General features: G+C 70.3%; 13 protein-coding genes. 6 read left to right on the top strand and 7 right to left on the bottom strand.

The window, feature by feature from the left end:
- The first annotated feature begins 15 nt into the window (after positions 1–15).
- The 5 genes from DXK21_RS05785 to DXK21_RS05765 are packed head-to-tail and all read left to right on the top strand — an operon-like array spanning position 16 to position 7,730.
- Entirely contained in the window at positions 16–2,511 is a 2,496-nt protein-coding gene (locus DXK21_RS05785) for an acyl-CoA dehydrogenase (RefSeq protein WP_114816823.1), read from the top strand.
- Positions 2,511–3,839 (top strand): 3-oxoacyl-ACP reductase, encoded by a 1,329-nt coding sequence (locus tag DXK21_RS05780; protein ID WP_114816822.1) that lies wholly within the window; start codon positions 2,511–2,513, stop codon positions 3,837–3,839. The genes DXK21_RS05785 and DXK21_RS05780 overlap by 1 nt, the downstream gene beginning before the upstream one ends.
- Positions 3,836–4,717 carry a MaoC family dehydratase gene (locus DXK21_RS05775; protein WP_114816821.1) on the top strand — a complete coding sequence of 294 codons (882 nt, stop codon included), beginning with the start codon at positions 3,836–3,838 and terminating at the stop codon, positions 4,715–4,717. The genes DXK21_RS05780 and DXK21_RS05775 overlap by 4 nt, the downstream gene beginning before the upstream one ends.
- Entirely contained in the window at positions 4,711–5,997 is a 1,287-nt protein-coding gene (locus DXK21_RS05770; RefSeq protein ID WP_114816820.1) for an acetyl-CoA C-acetyltransferase, read from the top strand. The genes DXK21_RS05775 and DXK21_RS05770 overlap by 7 nt, the downstream gene beginning before the upstream one ends.
- Positions 5,994–7,730 (top strand): AMP-binding protein, encoded by a 1,737-nt coding sequence (locus DXK21_RS05765; RefSeq protein ID WP_114816819.1) that lies wholly within the window; start codon positions 5,994–5,996, stop codon positions 7,728–7,730. The genes DXK21_RS05770 and DXK21_RS05765 overlap by 4 nt, the downstream gene beginning before the upstream one ends.
- 214 nt (positions 7,731–7,944) lie before the next feature.
- Here DXK21_RS05765 and trxA read toward each other — a convergent pair whose 3' ends face one another.
- The 7 genes from trxA to DXK21_RS05730 form a co-directional block, all read right to left on the bottom strand.
- Positions 7,945–8,277, bottom strand: coding sequence for a thioredoxin TrxA (trxA, locus tag DXK21_RS05760; protein WP_114816818.1), 333 nt, complete (start codon positions 8,275–8,277; stop codon positions 7,945–7,947).
- Positions 8,278–8,429: 152 nt separating this feature from the next.
- Complete coding sequence (addA, locus tag DXK21_RS05755) at positions 8,430–11,885, bottom strand: double-strand break repair helicase AddA (RefSeq protein ID WP_114816817.1); 3,456 nt, start codon at positions 11,883–11,885, stop codon at positions 8,430–8,432.
- Positions 11,882–14,959 (bottom strand): double-strand break repair protein AddB, encoded by a 3,078-nt coding sequence (gene addB / locus DXK21_RS05750; protein WP_114816816.1) that lies wholly within the window; start codon positions 14,957–14,959, stop codon positions 11,882–11,884. Before addB ends, addA begins: the two co-directional genes overlap by 4 nt.
- A 2-nt stretch (positions 14,960–14,961) precedes the next feature.
- The gene (gene murU, locus DXK21_RS05745) at positions 14,962–15,654 is read right to left on the bottom strand and encodes an N-acetylmuramate alpha-1-phosphate uridylyltransferase MurU (RefSeq protein ID WP_114816851.1); all 693 of its coding nucleotides are present in this window, start codon (positions 15,652–15,654) and stop codon (positions 14,962–14,964) included.
- Positions 15,655–15,832: 178 nt separating this feature from the next.
- Positions 15,833–16,921, bottom strand: coding sequence for an N-acetylmuramate/N-acetylglucosamine kinase AmgK (gene amgK / locus DXK21_RS05740; protein ID WP_114816815.1), 1,089 nt, complete (start codon positions 16,919–16,921; stop codon positions 15,833–15,835).
- Positions 16,914–17,375, bottom strand: coding sequence for a tRNA (adenosine(37)-N6)-threonylcarbamoyltransferase complex ATPase subunit type 1 TsaE (gene tsaE / locus DXK21_RS05735; RefSeq protein ID WP_114816814.1), 462 nt, complete (start codon positions 17,373–17,375; stop codon positions 16,914–16,916). Before tsaE ends, amgK begins: the two co-directional genes overlap by 8 nt.
- Complete coding sequence (locus DXK21_RS05730) at positions 17,372–18,217, bottom strand: GNAT family N-acetyltransferase (protein ID WP_114816813.1); 846 nt, start codon at positions 18,215–18,217, stop codon at positions 17,372–17,374. Before DXK21_RS05730 ends, tsaE begins: the two co-directional genes overlap by 4 nt.
- 129 nt (positions 18,218–18,346) lie before the next feature.
- Between DXK21_RS05730 and DXK21_RS05725 the strand changes: the two genes are divergently transcribed.
- Positions 18,347–20,455, top strand: a complete 2,109-nt coding sequence (locus tag DXK21_RS05725; RefSeq protein ID WP_114816812.1) for a S9 family peptidase — start codon at positions 18,347–18,349, stop codon at positions 20,453–20,455.
- The last annotated feature ends 35 nt before the right edge of the window (positions 20,456–20,490 follow it).

The raw sequence follows: 20,490 nt of genomic DNA, 5'->3' as shown, positions 1-20,490 counted from the left end.
AGGGGAAGACCGACCATGCTGATCTGGATTGGCGCACTGGCCCTGGGGGCCTTCATCCTGACCCTGGTGCAGGCGCGGATGACGATCTGGAGCGTCGCCGCCGCCGCCTGGATCGCGGCGGGCTGGGGGGCGGAGCTGATCGCGCCGACGACGGCGGCGATCATGGCGGCGGCAGCCGCGCCGGTGCTGCTGCTGCTGACGCTCACGCCCCTGCGCCGCGCCGTCCTGTCGCGCCCGGCCATGGCGGGCTTCCGCCGGATCATGCCGAAGATGAGCCCGACCGAACAGGCGGCGGTCGAGGCCGGCGGCGTCTGGTGGGACGCCGAACTGTTCGCGGGCAAGCCGGACTGGAAGCGGCTGCTGGCCACGCCCGCGCCGAGGCTGACCGCCGAGGAGCAGAGCTTCCTCGACAATGAGGCCGAGCATCTGTGCGATCTGACCAACGACTGGGAGACCACCTCGGTCTGGCAGGACTTGTCGCCCGAGGCCTGGGCCTACGCCAAGGACAAGGGTTTCCTGGGCATGATCATTCCCAAGGCCTACGGCGGTCTCGGCTTTTCCGCCTATGCCCACAGCCAGGTGATCCAGAAGCTGTCGACGCGCTGCTCGGCGGCGGCGGTTTCGGTCATGGTGCCCAACTCGCTCGGTCCGGCGGAGCTGCTGCTGCACTACGGCACGGAAGACCAGAAGAACCACTATCTGCCGCGTCTGGCGCGCGGCGAGGAAATCCCCTGCTTCGCCCTGACCAATCCCTATGCCGGATCCGACGCCGCCTCGATCACCGACACGGGCGTGGTCTGCAAGGGGATGTGGCAGGGCGAGGAGACGCTCGGGTTCCGCATCAGTTGGCGCAAGCGCTACATCACCCTGGCCCCGGTTGCGACGGTGCTGGGTCTGGCCTTCCGGGCGACCGATCCTGACGGCCTGCTGGGGACTGAGGCTGAGCCGGGCATCACCTGCATCCTGATCCCGCGCGATCATCCGGGGGTCGAGATCGGCCGTCGCCACTGGCCGCTGAATGCGGTCTTCCAGAACGGGCCGACCACGGGCGACGATGTCTTCGTGCCGATGGATATGGTCATCGGCGGGCGCGAGCAGGTCGGGAACGGCTGGCGGATGCTGATGGAATGTCTGGCCGCGGGCCGCGCCATCTCCCTGCCGTCGTCCAATGTCGGCATGTCCAAGCTGGCCGTGGGCATGGTCGGGGCCTACGTCGCCATCCGTCGTCAGTTCAATCAACCCATCGGCGCCTTCGAGGGCGTGCAGGAGGCCTTGGCCCGCATGGCCGGGCATCTCTACGCCACGGACGCCGTGCGGCGTCTGGCGGCGGCGGCGTTGGATCAGGGCGAGAAGCCCTCGGTCGTCTCGGCCATCGCCAAGTATCACGTCACCGAGCGCGCCCGCCTCATCATCAATGACGGCATGGACGTGGTCGGCGGCAAGGGCGTCTGCATGGGGCCCGGCAACTTCCTGGCCCGCGCCTATCAGCAGATTCCGGTCGCCATCACCGTCGAGGGCGCCAACATCATGACCCGGACCCTGATCATCTATGGCCAGGGCGCCATCCGCTGCCATCCCTATGTCCTGACCCTGATGCGGACGGCGGGGGCGGGCGAGCTCAAGCCGTTCGACGCGGCCCTGTTCGGCTATGTCGGCTTCCTGTTCCGCAACATGGCGCGGGCCCTGGTCTTCAGCTTGACGGGCGGGCGGTTGATCGCCGCGCCGGGCGGGGCGGCCCCGCAGTTGAGGCGCTACTACCGCGCGGCGACGCGGCTCTCGACCCTGTTGGCCCTGGCGTCGGACCTGTCGATGGCCACCGTCGGCGGTGCGCTGAAGCGCAAGGGCGCCATGACCGGGCGGATGGGCGACATCCTGTCCCAGCTCTTCATCCTGTCCAGCGTGCTGAAGCGGTTCGAGGACGAGGGCCGTCCGAGCGAAGATCTGCCCTTCGTCCACTGGGCGGCGCAGGACGCCCTGGCGCGGGCGGGAACGGCGTGGCGGGACCTGCTGGCCAATCACCCGAACCGGGGCGCGGCCCTGTTCCTGAAACTGGTCGGGGCGCCGTTCGGGCTGAAGGCCTCGGGGCCGGACGACGCCTGCGCCGCCGCTGTGGCCGGTCTGATCCAGCAGCATGGACCGGCCCGCGACCGCCTGGTCGCCGGGTCGTGGACGGCGCGGATCGAGGTTGATCCCATCGCCGCGACCCTCGTCGCCTTTGACCTCTATCCCCAGGTCGAGGCCATCGAGCGGCGGCTGAAGGACGCCATCCGCGCGGGCCGCATCGCTCGCGCCCCGCAGAACCTGACCCTGCTGAACGCCTGGGCGGCGAAGGCCGAGGGGCTGGACCTGATCACCGCCGAGGAGCGCGCCGCCATCGCCCGTTTCGCGGTCTATGCCGATCAGGCCATCCAGGTGGACGATTTCCCCGCCGACTTCGACATCGCCGCCGGGCTGGAGCGGCGACAGGCGGCGGAAATCGCACCCCGCAAGACGACGAAGAAGGCGGCCTGATGAGCGATCGGTATCTGGACTTCGCCAACTCCGGCGTCGGCGGCTGGCTGACGGGGGCGCTGGGCCTGCCGCGCCCGGCGCCCTTGCGTCGTCGCGCCGAGGCGGGGGCGGGCCTGGTCGGGCCTCTGTTGCTGGGGCCGGACACAGACGGGCGTCTGGCGACGACCTTGGGGCGGCTGGCGGGGACGGCGGGTCAGAAGACCCATGTCGAATGGTCGCCCGACGTGCGCTATGGCGGCCTGGTGTTCGACGCCTCGGGCTGCGGCGACGCGGCTGCGGCCCAGGGGCTCTATCGCTTCTTCCACCAGGCCATCCGTTCGGTGGCAGAACATGGCCGCATCGTGGTGATCGGCACGACGCCCGAGCTGATGGCCGACGCCGAGGGCGAGGCGATCCAGCGCGGGCTGGAGGGCTTTGTCAGATCTCTGGCCAAGGAGGCGCGGCGCAGCATCGGCGTCCATCTGCTCTATGTCGCGCCGGGGGGCGAGGACGCCGCCGGGAGCACGCTGGATTTCCTGCTGTCGCCGCGCTCGGCCTATGTCTCGGGCCAGGCGATCCGCGTGGCCGCGCCGGTCGCGACCAGCGAACCGGGGGCGGGGCACAAGGGCCGTCGCGTGCTGGTGACGGGCGCCTCGCGCGGCATCGGGGAGGCCATTACCCGCCTTTTCGTGGCCGACGGGGCGCAGGTCGTCGCCCTGGACGTGGCGGGCGCCGCCGAGGGGCTGTCCGCCTTGTCGGCCGAACTGGGCGTGGACGCGCTGGCGCTGGACATCACGGCGCCCGACGCCGCCGAGGCCATTCTCGCTGATGCTCTGGCGCGCGGCGGCTATGACGTGGTGGTCCACAACGCCGGCATCACCCGCGACCGCACCCTCGCCCGGATGGAGCCGCGCGAGTGGGACAGCGTCATGGCGGTCAACCTGTCGGCGCCCCTGGCCATCACCCGCGGCCTGGTCGAGGGCGGAGGGATGCGCCCCAACGGGCGGATTATCGCCGTGTCCTCGCTGAGCGGCATCGCCGGCAATATGGGCCAGAGCAACTACGCCCTGTCCAAGGCAGCCTGGATCGGGGCGGTGCGGCGGCTGGCACCGAAGCTGGCGGGGCAGGGGATCACCATCAACGCCGTGGCCCCCGGCTTCATCGAGACCCAGATGACCGCCGCCATTCCCTTCGCCATCCGCGAGGCCGGGCGGCGCATGAACAGCATGGGGCAGGGCGGTCATCCGGTCGACGTGGCCGAGACCATCGCCTGGCTGGCGCACCCGGCGTCCGGCGGCGTCAACGGGCAGGTGGTGCGCGTCTGCGGCCAGAGCCTGCTGGGCGCATGACGGCGGCGATCGAGCAGATCGATGCCCCTCTGTCGGGCGCGGCGGTGGTCGGCGGGGCGCTGCGAGGGATGCTGCGCGGCAAGCCGGACGAGGCGGCCCTGCCGCAACGCCTCTTGCAGCGCGAGGTCATGCTGGAGGCCGAGACGGTCGCCGCCTATGCCGACCTCTGCGGCTTTGCGCCCGAACAGGGGGTGCCGATCACCTGGCCGCACATCCTGGCCTTTCCGCTGCAGATGCGGCTGATGCTGGGCGCGGACTTCCCCTATCCGGCTGTGGGGCTGGTGCATCTGCACAACCGCATTCGTCAGCACGCCCGGCTGAACCTCGGCGACCGGCTGACGCTGACGGCGCGGGCGGGGCGGTTTTTGGCCCACGACAAGGGGCAGGCCTTTACGCTGGAGACCACAGCGACGCGCGACGGCGAGACGGTGTGGGAGGGGGTGAGCGTCTATCTGCGGCTCGGGCGTTGCGGGCAGGGCGATCCGACGCCGGTGCTGACCGGCGACGAGGCCGACCGGCTGGTCGAGACCTGGACCGTTCCCGCCGATATGGGCCGTCGCTATGCGCGCGTTTCGGGCGACGCCAATCCGATCCACACCTCGGCCCTGGGGGCGCGGCTGTTCGGCTTTCGCCGCGCCATTGCTCATGGGATGTGGACCAAGGCGCGGGCCGTCGCCGCCCTGTCGCCGCCTGCGCCGCTGGACGCCGCCGAGATCGAGGTCGCCTTTCGCGCGCCGCTCTTCCTGCCGGGACAGGCGGGGCTCTACGCCGGGCCTGCTGGTGATCTCCGTGATTTCGAGGTGCGCGAAGCGACCGGCGCCCGCGCCCATCTCCGGGGTCGGCTGACCCTTTCGTCTGAGGATTCTGTTGCATGCTGACCTCGTCCGCGCCGCGCCGGGTCGCCATTCTCGGCGGCAATCGCATTCCTTTTGCGCGGTCCAACACCGCCTATGCCGAGGCCTCCAATCAGGAGATGCTGACGGCGGCGTTGCAGGGGCTGGCCGACCGCTACGATCTGCATGGCCTGCGGCTGGGCGAGGTGGCGGCGGGGGCGGTGCTGAAGCTGTCGCGCGATATCGCCCTGACCCGCGAGAGCCTGCTGGACACCACCATTGGCCACGACACCCCGACTTATGACGTCAGCCAGGCCTGCGGCACCGGGCTGGAGGCGGCCATTCTGGTGGCCAACAAGATCGCCCTGGGCCAGATCGAAGTCGGCATCGCGGGCGGGGTGGACACCACCTCGGACGCGCCGATCGGGCTCAATGAAAAGTTCCGCAAGGCGCTGTTGGCCGCCAACCGCGAGAAGACCACAGGCGGGCGGATCAAGGCCCTGCTGGGGGCCGGTCTGAGCGCCCCCTTCAAGCCAGAGCCGCCGCGCAACGCTGAGCCGCGCACCGGCCTGTCGATGGGCGATAGCTGCGAGCAGATGGCCAAGCGCTGGGCCATTCCGCGCGAGGATCAGGACGCCCTGGCCGTGGCCAGTCACCGCAACGCCGCCGCCGCCTGGGAGGCCGGGCTGTTCTACACCCTGGTGACGCCGTTCCGGGGATTGAATCGCGACAACAACCTGAGGCCCGACATCGATCCGGCGAAACTGGCGACGATGAAGCCGGTGTTCGACCGGGTGAACGGCACGCTGACGGCGGCCAATTCGACGCCCCTGACCGACGGGGCCTCGACCGTGTTGCTGGCCAGCGAGGACTGGGCCAAGGCGCGCGGCCTGCCGGTTCTGGCCTACTTGCGTACCGGCGAGACGGCGGCGGTGGACTTTGTGAAGGGCGACGAGGGGCTGCTGATGGCGCCCGCCTACGCCGTGCCGCGGATGCTGGCCAGGCTGGGGCTCAGCCTGCAGGAGTTCGACCTCTATGAAATCCACGAGGCCTTCGCCGCCCAGGTCCTGTGCACCCTGAAGGCGTGGCAGGACGAGGACTATGCCCGCACCCGTCTGGGGCTGGAGCGTGCGCCGGGGGCCATCGACATGAGCCGGCTGAACGTCAACGGCGGCTCGCTGGCGGCGGGGCATCCGTTCGCGGCGACGGGGGGGCGCATCCTGGCCAATCTGGCGACCATGATCGACCGGCGCGGCGGCGGGCGCGGCCTGATCTCGATCTGCGCGGCGGGCGGTCAGGGCGTGGTGGCGGTGGTGGAGAAATGAGCGATCTGGCTGTCGAGAGCGCCGCTTCCGCCGAGGCGGACCGGCTGTGGGCCGAGCGGTTCTGGACCGCCCATTACCGCACCGGGGTGCCGGCCTGCATCGAGGATGAGCTGACGCGCTGGACCTCGGTGCAGCAGATGTTCGAGGCGGACTCGCGCCGCTTCGCCGAACGTCCCGGCTACGTCAGCCTGGGCACGGCCCTGACCTATGGCCAGGTGCTGAGCGCGGCCAAGGCCTTCGGCGCCTGGCTGCAATCGGTCGGGGTCCAGCCCGGCGACCGAGTGGCGTTGATGATGCCCAACGGCCTGCAGTATCCGACGGCCCTGTTCGGCGTCCTGTTCGCCGGCGCCGTGGTGGTCAACGTCAACCCGCTCTACACGCCGCGCGAACTGCAGCACCAGCTGAAGGACAGCGGCGCGGTCGCCATCGTGGTGATGGACATGTTCGCCAAGACGCTGGAGCAGGCGCGCGAGGGGACCCAGGTTCGTCACGTCGTCGTCACGGCGATGGGCGACATGATGCCGGGCCTGAAGGGCGTCGCCGTCAGCGCCATGATGCGCCACGTGCAGAAGCTGGTTCCGGCCTGGCGTCTGCCGGACGCGCATCGCTGGAAGGCCCTGATGCGGCGGGCGCGGCGTCTGACCCTGAAGCCGGTCGAAACCAAGCCGGAGGACTTGGCCTTCCTGCAATATACGGGGGGCACCTCGGGGGTGGCCAAGGGGGCCATGCTGACCCACCGCAACATCCTGGCCAATACCCTGCAAGGCCGCGCCTGGGTGCTGGATCAGATCGATCAGGGCGAGGTGATCGGCAACGTCACCATGCTGCCACTCTATCATATCTTCTCCCTGACGGCGAACCTGATGATGTTCACCGGGGCGGGGGGACGGAACATCCTGATCGCCAATCCGCGCGATTCAAAACGCGTGGAATGGATCCTGAGGAAGGAGCGCTTCGTCGGCATGACGGGGCTGAACACCCTGTTTTCCAGCCTGTTGAAGACCGAGGCGTTCCGCAATCGCGACTTCTCGGACCTGAAGCTGACCATCGCCGGGGGCATGGCGACGCAGAAGGTGGTGGCCGAGGAGTGGGAGGCGGTGACGGGGGCGCCCCTGGTGGACGGCTACGGCCTGACCGAAACCTCGCCGGTGGTCTGCATCGGCCTTGTTGATCTGGCGCACCCGGAACGCATGGGCTTTGACGGCACCGTGGGTCTGCCGGTGCCCTCGACCGAGGTGCGGATGCGGCGCGAGAACGGAACCTGGGCCGGGATCGACGAGCCGGGCGAGCTGTGCGTGCGCGGGCCCCAGGTCATGCTGGGCTACTGGCAAAGGCCGGACGAGACGGCAAAGGCCATTTCGGCGGACGGCTGGCTGGCGACCGGCGACGTCGGGGTGATGCAGGCCAATGGCCGGGTGCGGCTGGTGGACCGGATCAAGGACATGATCCTGGTCTCGGGCTTCAACGTCTATCCGGGCGAGATCGAGGATGTGGTGGCCAGCCATCCTCTGGTCGAGGAGGTGGCGGCGGTCGGCGTGCCCGATCCGGTGCAGGGCGAACGGATCAAGATCGTGGTCGTGCCGCGCTCGCCCGAGCTGACGGCGGAGATGCTGATCGCCCACTGCCGGGCGCAGCTGACGGCCTACAAGGTGCCGCGTCTGGTGGAGTTCAGAGCTGAGCCCCTGCCCAAGACGCCGGTGGGCAAGGTGCTGCGGCGGGAGCTGCGGGGGTGAGATGACGGTGCGCTTTCCTCCCCATTTCATGGGGAGGTGGCGCGGACGCGTAGCGGCCGTGACGGAGGGGGTGTCTCGACGGCGGGCGTTTGCGCCGCCCCCTCCACCGCTTCGCGGTCCCCCTCCCCACAGAGTGGGGAGGAAAGGGGCAGACAAGAAAAAAGCGGCGCACCCTGGGATGCGCCGCCTCTTTAGTTCTCGAAGGCGAAGCTCGTCAGTCGGCCTTGACGCCGGCTTCGGCTAGCCATTCGACGATCTTGCCCTTGGGCATGGCGCCGACCTTCATCGAAGCCAGCTGGCCGTCCTTGAACAGCATCAGGGTCGGGATGCCTTTGACGCCCATCTTGGACGGGGTCATGGGGCTGTCGTCGATGTTGATCTTGGCGATCGTCACCTTGCCCGACAGCTCGTCGGCGATCTGTTCCAGCGCCGGGCCGATCTGCTTGCAGGGGCCGCACCACTCGGCCCAGAAGTCCACCAGGACGGGGGTCGAGGATTTCAGGACGTCGGCGTCGAAGCTTTCGTCGGTGACTTTGACAGTCGCCATGAATGGCTCTCCTTTTAGGGGTGCTAACGCTCGGCCCGCGGGGCCTCGCTGCTTGAGCACGCATTTTTAGTGCGCTAACGCTCGGTCCGCAGGACCTCGCTGCTTGAGCGCGTTGATATCAGTCGCAGATGTGGGAGCGATTGCTCCACAAATCAACGCGCATTTGAAAGCGCCGCGTCCATCAGGCTTTGCGGCACGGCCATCAGCTTCGGTCCGTCGGTCCAGACCAGGGCCGCCTCGACGGCGCGATCGGGATAGAGGCGCTTCAGCACGGCGGTATAGATCGCCATCTGCAGCACATAGGCGGGGTCAGCGTCCTCGACATGATCGGGGGCCGGGCGGTTGGACTTGAAGTCCACCACCAGCACCCGTTCGGGCGTGACCACCAGCCGGTCGATGCGGCCTGAGATGGAGACGCCGGACGGCAGGTCGGGCGAGGAGCCGGTCAGGGCCACCTCGGCGCGAGAGCCCTGGCCGAAGACGGGCGCGAACCGCGCATCGTCCAGCACGGCGAAGGCGGCCCCGATCATCTCGGCGCGCTGTTCGTCCGACAGGTCGCGCTCGCGCGCCAGCATCCGGGCGGCGGCGTCGGGCCGGTCGTGGGCGGCGATGTCGGGCAGGCGCTCCAGCAGGCGGTGGATCAGGTCGCCGCGCCGGAAACGGCCCAGACCGGCGCCGGGACCTTCGCCGCGCGCGAGCGGAGACGGCGCGGGGATGCGCTTCTGCTCCTGCATCTGCGACGGCGAGGCGAAGCGGGCGGCGGCGTCGCGGGCGGGGGTCGTGCGCGTCCAGTCCGGGGCCTCGGGGCGGGACTCGGCGGCAGCGGTCACGGCGGGCAGAACGTCGAGATCGACGCCGTAGCGGCGGACGTTGTTGTCCAGCGTGCGGACCTCATCGCCGAGGCGGTTGAAGGTCTCCTCGATGACCGACCACCAGTCGCCGGGTTCGGGGGCGCGCTTGGAGCCTCGGCCCATGATGATGACGCGGTCGCGGGCGCGGGTCAGGGCGACGTAGAGCAGGCGCAGGGATTCGTCGCTGACGCGGGCCTCGCGTGCGGCGCGGGCGGCCTCGGAGGCGGCGCAGTCTTCCTTGGATGAGCCGGGGCACATCAGCCAGGCCTCGCCGTCGCCCATGCCGATGGCGTCCAGCGCGACGGGCATCAGGCTCGGGCCTTGGGCCTTCGCCTTCATCGTGGTGTCGGGCAGGATGACGACGGGCGCCTCCAGCCCCTTGGCGCCGTGGACGGTCATGACGCGGACCTCGCCGCGCGGGCCTTCCAGTTCGCGCTTCACCTCGACGTCGGCGGCTTCCAGCAGGGCGAGGCAGGTTTCGAGATCGGTCCCGCCCCGGTTCTCGGCGGCCAGGACCTGATTGAGGGTCTCGTCGATGGCTTCCTCGGCCTCGCGCCCCAAGCGGGTCAGGACACGGGCGCGGCCCGAGACGCCCGTGTCGTCCACCCGGTTGAGTAGGGTCGAGAAGAAGGCGAAGGGATCGCTGTCGCGGGCGGCGCGGGCGCTCAGGCACAGTTCCAGAGCGCGGCGCCATTCGGGGCGTTCATCGGCGCGGCTCTTCAGTTCGCGCCAAAGGCCCTGACGTTTCTCGCGCCCGGCCAGATCATAGAGCGAGGCCTCGTCCACGTCGCAGAAGGGGCTGCGCAGCACCTCGGCCAACGACAGGTCGTCGCCGGGGAAGAGGGCGAAGCGGGCCAGGGCCTTGAGATCGTCGAAGACGATGTGGCTCGACAGTTTCAGCCGGTCGGCCCCGGCGACGGGCACGCCGGCGCTCTTCAGGGCGCGGATGATCTCTTCAAACGTGGCGTCGCGGCGGCGCACCAGGATGAGGAAGTCGCCATAGCCGCTGGCGCGGGGCTGGCGCGTGTTGCGGTCATAGACGGTGGCGCCGGTCTCGACCTGACGCCTGATCTCCTGGGCCAGGGCGGCGGCCATGCGCTTGCGGGCGCCGGCGACGCCTTCCTCATCGACGGGGTCGTCCCAGGCGTCGCGCTCGGGCGGGGCCTCGTCCATGAACAGGGGCCAGAGGTCGACGCTGCCGCGCTGGCCGACGCGGGCGGGCAGGTGGCGGGGGATGTCGCCCGCCTCGCCCACCAGGGCGCGGGTGCGCTCGGGATCGGCGAAGGCGTGATCGACGAAGGCGAGGACGTCCTCGGTCGAGCGATAGGAGGTCTCCAGCGGCACGCCTTCGAAGGCGGAACCGGAGGCCCGGATCAGTGCGTCATAGACCTGGGATTCCTGACGCAGGCGTTCGGGGCGGGCGCCCTGGAAGGAGTAGATCGACTGCTTTTCATCGCCGACGGCGAAGACGGTGCGGTCGGTCTCTTCGCCCGAGAAGAACTCGCCGGTCAGGGCGCGCATGATGGCCCACTGCTCGGGGGCCGTGTCCTGGGCCTCGTCGATCAGGACGTGGTCGATGCCGCCGTCCAGCTTGTAGAGCACCCAGGCGGCGGTCGAGCGCGTGGTCAGCAGATCGACGGTCTTGGCCACCAGGTCGGAGAAGTCCAGCGCCCCGCGCTCGGCCTTGGCCGCCTCGTAGAAGGCGGCGTGGGCCACGGCCAGGGTCAGAAGTTTGATAGTGTCGGCGGCGACCTTGGCGGCGCGCATCACGTCCAGCGTGGCCAAGTACTTGGCCTGCAGATCGGTCAGCCAGCCGCCGGCGTCGGGCGGGGCCTGCTTGGTCGCCATCGACTTGCGCGGCGACCCTGTGCCGGTGAGGAAGACGACACCGAAGCCGTGGAAGCTCCACTCGTGGTCGAGGGCGTGGATCAGTTCGGCGGCGCGGTCCTTGTCGGTCTTGCCGCCCGTCGCCATCAGCTCGGCCATGCGGCGGACCTCGCCCCGGTCCAGCCAGCGGATGAAGTCGGCCTCAATGTCGTCGGGCGTCTGGTCTGGATCGGCGCCGGTCAGGGCGTGGGGGCCGGGGGCCGCGCCGTCGCCGACGCGGGCGACGTAGTCGGTCAGGTCGGCGCGCCGGGCCTCGATCATGGCCAGCAGGCTCTCGAAGCGGCCCCAGTCCAGCTCGACGGCGAAATGGCTGTAGGCCTGACCCACCGGACCCTCGGGGTCTCTCAGCGCGGCGCGGGCCAGCTCTTCGCGCGCGGCGTGGCTGAGGGCGATGGCGGCTTCGTTTTCCAGCACGGTGAAGCGCGGCGAGACGCCCGCCTCGATGGGGAAGCGGCGCAGCAGCTTTTCGCAGAAGGCGTGGATGGTCTGGATCTTCAGCCCGCCCGGCGTCTCCAGCGCGCGGGCGAACAGGCGGCGCGCCTCGGACAGGCGGGCTGGGTTGAGGCTTTCGGGATCGCTGGCGTCCAGCCGGGCCAGTTCGGCGGACAGGGCGGCGTCGTCCATGACCGCCCACTTGCCCAGGGTCTCGAACAGGCGGGCTTGCATCTCGGCGGCGGCGGCCTTGGTGTAGGTGACGCAGAGGATGGCCGAGGCCCCGGCCCCGCCCAGCAGCAGGCGGGCCACGCGGCTGACCAGGGTGGTGGTCTTGCCCGAGCCGGCGTTGGCGGTGACGAAGACCGACAGGGCCGGATCGGCAGCGCGGATCTGCGGGTCGGGGCGCGGCGTCATGTGCGGGGTGGCGATGTTCATTCGCTGTCGCCTTCTTCGCCGCCGACGACGTGCCATTCCCAGACGCGGGCCAGATGGTCGTAGTTGCCGCCATAGTTGCCCATGAACTGGGGCGCGGCCCAGGAGACATAGGGGGTGTCGGGGTGGTCAAAGCGGGCGACCCGCTTCTTCAGGCCTTCCAGCGCCGCCTCGCCCAGAGCGGCGGCTTCGGGACCAGCGGCGCGCACCGCGACCTCGCCCGCCTTCTTGCGGCCGACGACGCGGACATAGGTCAGTTCGTCGGCAGGGACGGGGCCGTTGGTGTCCTTGAACCCGCCGTCAGCGAGAATGGCGGCGGTCAGGGTCAGCTGGGGCGCGAAGCCCGCCTTGACCTGCTTGCCCGACGGCACGCCGCCGGTCTTGAAGTCCATGATGGCGGCGCCGGTCGCGCCCACCTCGATGCGGTCGGCATAGGCCTTCATGGTGAAGGGGCCGGCGGTGGCGTCGAAGGTCATGGTCCCCTGCTGTTCGATCAACAGGGTGACGCCGCGCGCCCGGCGCTCGGCCTCGAACCCGGCCAGCCAGCGGGCGCAGTTGCGGGCCAGCGGCGTCTCGCGGGCCATGGCGGCGTCTTCAAAGCCGTGGGCGGTCAGCTCCTCGATCAGCAACTGTTCGATCTGGGCCTCGCAGTCGTCGGGCAGGACGTGGGGCCACATCAGGGTCATGCGCTCGATGGCCTTGTGCACCGCATTGCCGCGCGCCATCGCCTCGGCTGAGGCGCCGGGACGGTCCATGATGTTCAGGCCCAGCACCCACTGGGCGTAGATGGCGTAGGGGTCGCGCACCCAGCGTTCGATGCGGGTGACATAGAGGCTGCGCGGGCGGCGCTCGACCGGTGGGCGCGGCATGGGGCGCGGGGCGAAGCGGGCGGCGCCGGGCGGCGGGGCGTCGAGGGCGCGGGTCCAGTCGGCCAGACCGGCGGGCGCGGGGATGGCGACGGGCGTGGCGGGGGCGTCAGCGCCGCGCGTCAGCATTTCGAGGCGCCACAGCCAGCGCGAGCGCACGGCGGGCTGGCCGCCGCGCCGCTCGCAGTGGATCAGGACGGCCTCGTCGGCGCAGGCGGCCTGGACGAAGTCCTGGGCCGTTTGGCCCAGACGCCGCTCGGGCGTGGGCAGGCCCAGGGTCTTGCGCATAGGGCGCGACAGGAAGGGATCGACCGGGGCGGGGCGGGGCCAGACGCCTTCTTCCAGCCCGGCCAGGATCATGCGGTCGGCGCGGGTCAGGCGGGCCTCGATGGCGCCGAGAATCCGCAGGCGCGGATGGGTGGCGCCGCCGGTGCGCACCGTCTCCTCGCCCAGCAGGCCGGCGATCAGAGCGGCGAAGTCGGCGCGGCTGACCGCGCCCAGGGACCCGCCGCCGTCGATCAGGGCCGACAGCAGGGAGGCGGCGGCCTCGCCGTCGGGACCGGCCCAGGCGTTCTGACCGGCGAGGGCCTCGATCAGGGCGGTCAGGGCGCGAGCGGCGGCGTCGGGGGCTGCGGTCGGCGTGAACGCGGACAGGGCCTCGGCGGCGAGGGCTTCCAGCCGCGCGGCGAGGGCGCGGGCGCCGGACAGGCGGGCGGCCTTCCATTCGGGCAGGGGCTGTCCGCCGCGACCGGGTTCGGCGGCCTTGTTCAGGCGCGTCTGGATCTCGGACCAGTCGCGCGGACGCGGCCCGCGCAGGGCGTGTTCCTCCAGCGCCGAGGCGGCGTCGGGCAAGCTGGTTTCGCCGAGGTCGAGCCGGGTCAGGGGATGCTTGATCAGGGCCAGCAGGGTCTGGGGCTTGAGCGGGGTCTCGATGAAGCGGGCGCAGAGATCGACCAGGACGCCTGCGCTCATCCGCGACAGGGGGGCGCCGGTCGAGGCGTCGGGGATGATGTTCCAGCGCGCCAGCCGGGCCTCGACGCGGCGCGACAGGTCCAGATCGGGGGTAACGAGGGCGCAGGTCTCGCCGGGCCGTTCCAGGGTCTCGCGCATCAGCAGGGCGATGGCGGTGGCGGCTTCTTCCTCGGCGCGGACGCTGAGGGCGGACAGGCCCTTCAAGCCCTCGTTGATGGGATCGGCGGCTTGCCCCGCTTCGGCGGCGTCGGCGCGCAGGCGGGCGATCTCGGCGCGCCAGTCGTCGGTGGCCTCGGCGGGGCGCAGGGCCTCGTTGATCAGGCGCTGGCGGGCCAGACCGCGCGCCTCGATGCGGGGCTCGACGGCGGGCTTGAACCAGGGTCGGACCTGATCGCGCGAGATGTCGGCGCGGGTCAGCAAGGCCTTCAGCGCGGCCTGCGGGTGCTGGTCGTCGATGCGCTGCCAGACGTCGTCGGCTAGGTCGAGGTCGAGGCCGGGCAGGACGACCACGCCCTGGGGCGCCCGCGCCACGGCGGCCAGGACGTCGGCGGCGGCGGGGACGGTGCCGGTCGAACCGGCGGCGATGACGGGCTGTTGCGGCGGCCGTGCGTCCCAGGCCTCGGCCAGACGGCGCAGCAGGGCGGCGCGGCGCCAAGCAGAATCGACCAGGCCGAGCGCCTCCAGCCGCTTAGGCCAGGCCTCGACGGCGAGGCCGAGGAAGCGGGCGCTGTCCTGCCAGTGGGCGGCCAGATCCTGTTCGGCCAGCCCGGCGATGCGCGACAGGTCGGAGACTTCTTCGAGTTGGCAGGAATCGAGGAAGCCGCCCAGGGCATCGGCCATTTCGAGGGCGCGCAGGGGTTTCAGGCCCGGCTCGAACTCTTCGACGATCATCCGCGCCATCTCGAAACGGCGCGTCAGGGGGGCGATGGCGGGGGGCAGGTCCAGACCCAGTTCGCAGGGGGCGAAGGGCGGCTCGTCCTCTTCCAGATCGCCGAGCGGGCGGACCTGGGGCAACAGGACGGGGCGGTCGCCGGCCAGCTTGCCCAGGGCCGAGGAGAAGGCGCGGGCGGCGCGGCGGTTGGGCAGCAGGATGGTGGCGTCGGTCAGGGTCTCGGGCGTCTGATCGCCCAGCCAGTCGAGCACGCCCGCCGCGAGGTCTTCGAGGAAGGGCCGCCAGGCGGGCACGGCGCGCCAGCGCGGCCCGGTTCCGGCAAACGGATCGAAGCGGCCCCCCGACATGGTCAGTTCTCGTCTTTCAGTCGCGCTTCGGCCTCGTCGCGGGCCTGCGGGTCGCCGACGTGCATCCAGTCGCCGTCCAGCACGCACCCGTGGAGGCGGCCCTCGGCGGCGGATTGGCGCCACAGGGGGCTGAGCGAGAAGGGGCCGTCGGGGCCGGCGTCGGCGTAGCCGGGCCGGGTGATGTGGACGCCCATATAGGCGAAGGGCGCGGTGGCCGCCTCGCCCCGGAAGGTCAGGGCCCCGTCATCGCCGAGGAAGAAGTCGCCGCCGCCCTCGAAGCCGATGGCACCTTCGCGCCGGGCCAGCAGCAGGGCGGCGTCCATGCGCTCGGGGTCCCAGAGGCGGATCAGATCGCCGAGCGCGTCGCCCCGGTCGATCCAGACGCTGTCGATATTGGCCACGAAGACGGGATCATCGCCGAGCAGGGGACGGGCCTTCTTCAGGCCTCCGCCGGTCTCCAGCAGTTCGGCGCGTTCATCGGCGATGACGATGGCGGGCTGTGTGCGGGCTGCCAGATGGCTTTCAAGGCGGTCGGCGAACCAGTGGACGTTGACCACTGCCTTTTCCACGCCCGCCTCAGTCAGCCGGTCGAGGACATGGTCGATCAGGGCTTTACCGCCGACCTCGACCAGGGCCTTGGGCCGGTCGTCGGTCAGGGGGCGCATTCGCGTGCCTAGCCCGGCGGCGAGGACCATGGCCATCTTGGGGGCGGTCTTGGGGGCGGTGGTGGGAGCGGTCATGCGGCGTCTCCATGTCCGTCATTCCGGACGGCCCGAAGGGACGATCCGGAACCCATGCGGCAGATGCCCGAAGCCGAGGCCTGGGTCCCGGCTCTCCGCTGCGCTGCGGCCGGGATGACAGAGGATCTCAAGATCATCGACGCACATCCTCCGGCACGTGGCGGTCCATCCAGGCGGCGACGGCTTCGAGGCCGGGCGCCTTCAGGTTGGCGTTCAGGTGGGCCCACATGCGCGGCATGAAGGCGGCGTATTTGGGCTTGGCGTCGCGGGCGATCAGGCGGGCGAAGACGCCGAGGATGCGCGCCTCGTTCAGCGCCGCCAGACCGGCGTAGGCGGCCATGAAGGCCTCGCGGTCGGTGTCGGGGCGCAGGGCGAAATAGTGGTCGAGCGCCAGAGCCTCCAACTCGGGCGAGACGTCGCGGCGGGCGTCCTGCAACAGGGAGTGGAGGTCCCACGACGGGTGGGCCTTCACCGCGTCCTGAAAGTCGATCAGGCCGACCGAGGCGGCGCCGGTCCGGCCATCCAGCCGGATCAGGTTCTCGGCGTGATAGTCGCGGTGGGCCATGACGGATGCGCCGGCCTCGCCCGCCGCCGTGATCGGGGCCCAGGCGGCGCGCCATTCGGCGACGGCGGCGTCGTCGAAGCTCAGCGACGGGATCAGCTTCGGCAGCCATTCGACAAACAGGTCGGCGCCGCCCTGAAGCGCCGTCTGGTCATAGGTCAGCAGGGGCCAGTCGCCCGCAGCCCCGCTCAGGACATCGGGCGTCGGGGCGGCGTGCAGGACGGCCAGGGCCTCGACGGCGGCGCGGTAGAGGGGGGCTTCCTCGGCGCCCTCGTTGATGACGTTGGCGAACAGGGCGTCGCCGAAGTCCTCAATCACGGCCAGACCGTTGGGGGCGTCGACGGCGACGATGTCGGGCGCCGACAGGCCGAGCGACTTCAGGTGGGCGGCGACGGCGGCGAAGGCCTCGATGCGGCCGGCCGACAGGCGGGCGACGGCGTTCCAGCCATGGGCGTGGCGCTGTTCCGGCGTCCAGGATGGATCGCAGGGCTGGCTCTCGGCGGCAGGGGCCTGATCCATCAGCATCAGGGTCGCGCCCGAGGCCGTGGTCAGGCGCTCGTAGCGGCGCGTCGAGGCGTCGCCGGGCAGGGGCGCGCGGACGGCCTCGGCCAGACCGGCCGAGCGCAGAAAATCGAGACGGAGGGCTTCGCGGTCAGACATGGACTTCCTTCAGTTTCGCTTCCCACGCCCCTGCGCCAGATACGGTCGCAAGGCGGCCTTCGCCGTCTTCGGCGATGGTGATGCTCAGCCGGTCAGGACCGAGCATATGGCCGGGGTCGTCGCCCAGGCGTTCGGGCCATTCGATCAGGGCGCAGCCTTCGTCCAGCGCCTCGTCCAGACCGATCTCGAAGGCTTCTTCGGGGCGGGTCAGGCGGTAAAGGTCGAAATGGGCGACGGGCGGGTCGCTCTCATAGAACTGGACCAGGGTGAAGGTCGGCGACGGCACGTCCTCGTCGGGCGAGGTCAGGGCGCGGATCAGGCCGCGCGCCAGGGTCGACTTGCCCATGCCGAGCGGGCCGTAGAGCAGGACGGATTCGCCGGGCTCCAGCAGGGGGGCGATGGCCTGACCCAGGCGGGTGGTGGCCTCGGCGTCGGGCAGTTCAAAGGTCGTCATGCGAACACCGCGTCGGGGTCGGCGGCCAGGGTGCGTTCGACGAAGGCTTTCAGCGCCTCGGTGGCGCGGGCGGCGTCGATGTCGAGCGCGTCGGGCGGGATAGGCAGGCCGACGCTGAGGTCGAAGGCGCGGCCCTGCTTGTTCAGCAATTCGTGGAAGAGGGTGATGTCGCGCAGTTCCTGGGAGAAGCGGTCGAACAGGTGGAACAGGCGGCTGGTCGGCCCGGCGACGTGGATCGGGACCACGGGGGCGTCGTACTTGCGCGCCAGGGAGGCGGCAGTCGTGGCCCATTCGGGATCAGTCAGGCGGCCTTGATCGTCGACGCGGGCCAGGCGTCCGGCGGGGAACATGACGACGCAGCGTTCGGCTTCGAAGGCGTCTTTCGCCGATTGCAGCGTGGCGCGGGTCTTTTCGCGGGTGCGCTTGGCCGTGACCCATTCGACCGGGACGACGGTTTCCGACAGGCGGGGCGAGACGCGGAGCGCATCGGCGTTGGCGAAATAGATCAGGTCGTCGCGCACGGTGCGCAGGGCGTCGTGGACGGCCAGGCCGTCGGCGATGCCGGTCGGGTGGTTGCAGACGACCAGGCAGCGGCCTGCAGCCGGCAGGCGGCTCAGGTTCTGCGTCTCGACCGTCAGGTCCAGCAGGTCGGACACGTGGTCCAGCGCCTGACGCCCGCCCATCGGGCCGATGGCATCGGCCATGCGGCGGGCCTTGGCGTAGTCCAGCAGGCCGTAGAGGGCGGGGCGGACCAGGGGCCATGCGGCCGACCGCGTCAGGCGCGGGGCGCGCTCGGCGATCAGCACGTCGACGATATGGGGGGCAGGAACGGGCGGTCTCATCGTTCCTGCTTGTCGCCGGTCCCGGCGACGGCGGCAAGCGGTCGTGACCATCCTCGCGGGTTTGACGCCAGCGTCGCCGGTGCTACGCCTGCGGCCAAGAATTTCGCGAAGCCGAGAGGATCATCGCCCATGCGTCATCTGCCCCACCTTCTGAGCGGCCTCAGCGCCGTGGCCCTGCTGACGGCCTCGGCCCTGCCGGCCCTGGCCGAGGCGCCCGTTCCGGCGGCTGCGGTCTCGACCCCGGCGGCCAGCAACGCCTTCACCTATCAGGACATGATTTCGGCCAATCGCCTGGGCGATCCCCAGGTGTCGCCGGACGGCGACTGGGTGGTCTATTCGCTGACCCAGACGGACGTGGCGGCCAACAAGCGCTCCAGCGCCCTCTACATCCTGAGCCTGAAGGGTGAGGGCGAGGCGCAGAAGCTGGCCATCTCCGAGGGCGGCGCCAACACGGCGCGCTGGGGCGCCGACGGCAAGCTCTACTTCCTGTCGGGCCGTTCGGGTTCGAGCCAGGTCTGGGTGTCGGGCGACAAGGGCGCGACGGCGACGCAAGTCACCAGCCTGCCGACCGACGTCAACGCCTACCGGGTAAATGCGGCGGGCGACGCGGTCGCCGTGTCCCTCGCCGTCTATCCCGAGGCGCCCGACCTGAACGCCTCGGTCGAGCGCGCCAAGGCCGCTGCCGAAGTCAAGTCGACGGGTCAGGTCTATGACCGCATGTTCGTGCGCCACTGGGATGCGTGGAGCGACCACACCCAGAACCACCTCTTCGTCCAGACCATCGGCGCGGACGGCAAGGCCGGCGGCGATCCGGTCTGGGTGACGAAAGGCTTTGACGGCGACACCCCCTCCAAGCCCTTCGGCGACGAGAGCGAGTTCACCTTCGCCCCCGACGGCCGGTCCCTGGTCTTCTCGGCCCGCAAGGCCGGTAAGAGCGAGCCGTGGAGCACCAACTTCGACCTCTACAGCGTGGCGGTTTCGGCGCCCGGCCAGCTGACCAATCTGACCGAAGCGAACCCGGCCTGGGACACCGGCCCGGTCTTCTCGCCGGACGGCCAGACCCTGGCCTATCGCGCCATGGCCCGTCCGGGCTTCGAGGCCGACAAGTACGCCGTCTTCCTGCGCGATGTGGCCACCGGCCAGACGCGCCAGATCGCGGCCAACTGGGACCGTTCGGCCGACAGCCTGCAATGGTCGAAGGACGGCAAGACCCTGTACGCCACCGCCGGCGACGTGGGTCAGACCAAGCTGTTCGCCATCGACGCCCGCAACGGCTCGGTCATGCCGCTGACCGGCGAAGGCCATGTCGGCGCCTTTGGCCAGACGCCCTCGGGCTTCGTCTATGCCCTGGACACCCTGACCTCGCCCGCCGACCTCTATTTCAAGACCTGGCGCGGTCGGGAAATGCCGCGCCGTCTGACGAACGTGAATCCGCAGCTGGCGAACAAGGCCTTTGGCGCGTTCGAGCAGTTCAGCTTCCCCGGCTGGAACGACGAGACGGTGCATGGCTACGTCATCAAGCCGGCGAACTATGTCGAGGGCCAGAAGTACCCGGTCGCCTTCCTGATCCACGGCGGGCCGCAGGGTTCGTTCGGCAACGGCTGGTCCTATCGCTGGAACCCCGAGACCTATGCGGGCGCCGGCTATGCGGTGGTGATGATCGATTTCCACGGCTCGACCGGCTACGGCCAGGAATTCACCGACGCCATCAGCCAGCACTGGGGCGACCGCCCGCTGGAAGACCTGCAAAAGGGCTGGGCCTTCGCGCAGCAGAAGTACGGCTTCCTGGATGGGAACAACGCCTGCGCCCTGGGCGCGTCGTATGGCGGCTATATGATCAACTGGATCGCCGGCAACTGGTCGGATGCGTTCAAATGCCTGGTCAACCACGACGGCGTCTTCGACACCTTCGGCATGGGCTATTCGACCGAGGAGCTGTGGTTCACCGAGTGGGAATACGGCGGCACGCCGTGGGAAAACCCGGAGGGCTATCAGAAGTTCAATCCGGCCAACCACGTCCAGAACTGGAAGACGCCGATGCTGGTGGTCCAGGGCGACCTCGACTACCGCATCCCGACGGCTCAGGGCCTGTCGACCTTCACCGCCCTGCAACGCCGCGGCATCGACAGCCGACTGGTCTTCTTCCCCAATGAGAACCACTGGGTGCTGAAGCCGGCCAACAGCCTGCAATGGCACAATGAGGTCTTCGGCTGGCTGGACAAGTATCTGGCCAAATAGGGCCGGGCGTCTGAGCCACAAAGAAGGGCGCGGCC

It is taken from the genome of Brevundimonas bullata (assembly GCF_003350205.1).
GTDB classification, from domain to species: Bacteria; Pseudomonadota; Alphaproteobacteria; order Caulobacterales; family Caulobacteraceae; genus Brevundimonas; species Brevundimonas bullata.
Note: the sequence above shows the minus strand (reverse complement) of the source record. Positions and strands in the feature narration are given on the sequence as shown.

Coding starts and splice junctions, on each gene's coding strand:
- DXK21_RS05785 (WP_114816823.1), top strand. CDS start 16: ATGCTGATCTGGATTGGCGCACTGGCCCTGGGGGCCTTCATCCTGACC.
- DXK21_RS05780 (WP_114816822.1), top strand. CDS start 2,511: ATGAGCGATCGGTATCTGGACTTCGCCAACTCCGGCGTCGGCGGCTGG.
- DXK21_RS05775 (WP_114816821.1), top strand. CDS start 3,836: ATGACGGCGGCGATCGAGCAGATCGATGCCCCTCTGTCGGGCGCGGCG.
- DXK21_RS05770 (WP_114816820.1), top strand. CDS start 4,711: ATGCTGACCTCGTCCGCGCCGCGCCGGGTCGCCATTCTCGGCGGCAAT.
- DXK21_RS05765 (WP_114816819.1), top strand. CDS start 5,994: ATGAGCGATCTGGCTGTCGAGAGCGCCGCTTCCGCCGAGGCGGACCGG.
- trxA (WP_114816818.1), bottom strand. CDS start 8,277: ATGGCGACTGTCAAAGTCACCGACGAAAGCTTCGACGCCGACGTCCTG.
- addA (WP_114816817.1), bottom strand. CDS start 11,885: ATGAACATCGCCACCCCGCACATGACGCCGCGCCCCGACCCGCAGATC.
- addB (WP_114816816.1), bottom strand. CDS start 14,959: ATGTCGGGGGGCCGCTTCGATCCGTTTGCCGGAACCGGGCCGCGCTGG.
- murU (WP_114816851.1), bottom strand. CDS start 15,654: ATGGTCCTCGCCGCCGGGCTAGGCACGCGAATGCGCCCCCTGACCGAC.
- amgK (WP_114816815.1), bottom strand. CDS start 16,921: ATGTCTGACCGCGAAGCCCTCCGTCTCGATTTTCTGCGCTCGGCCGGT.
- tsaE (WP_114816814.1), bottom strand. CDS start 17,375: ATGACGACCTTTGAACTGCCCGACGCCGAGGCCACCACCCGCCTGGGT.
- DXK21_RS05730 (WP_114816813.1), bottom strand. CDS start 18,217: ATGAGACCGCCCGTTCCTGCCCCCCATATCGTCGACGTGCTGATCGCC.
- DXK21_RS05725 (WP_114816812.1), top strand. CDS start 18,347: ATGCGTCATCTGCCCCACCTTCTGAGCGGCCTCAGCGCCGTGGCCCTG.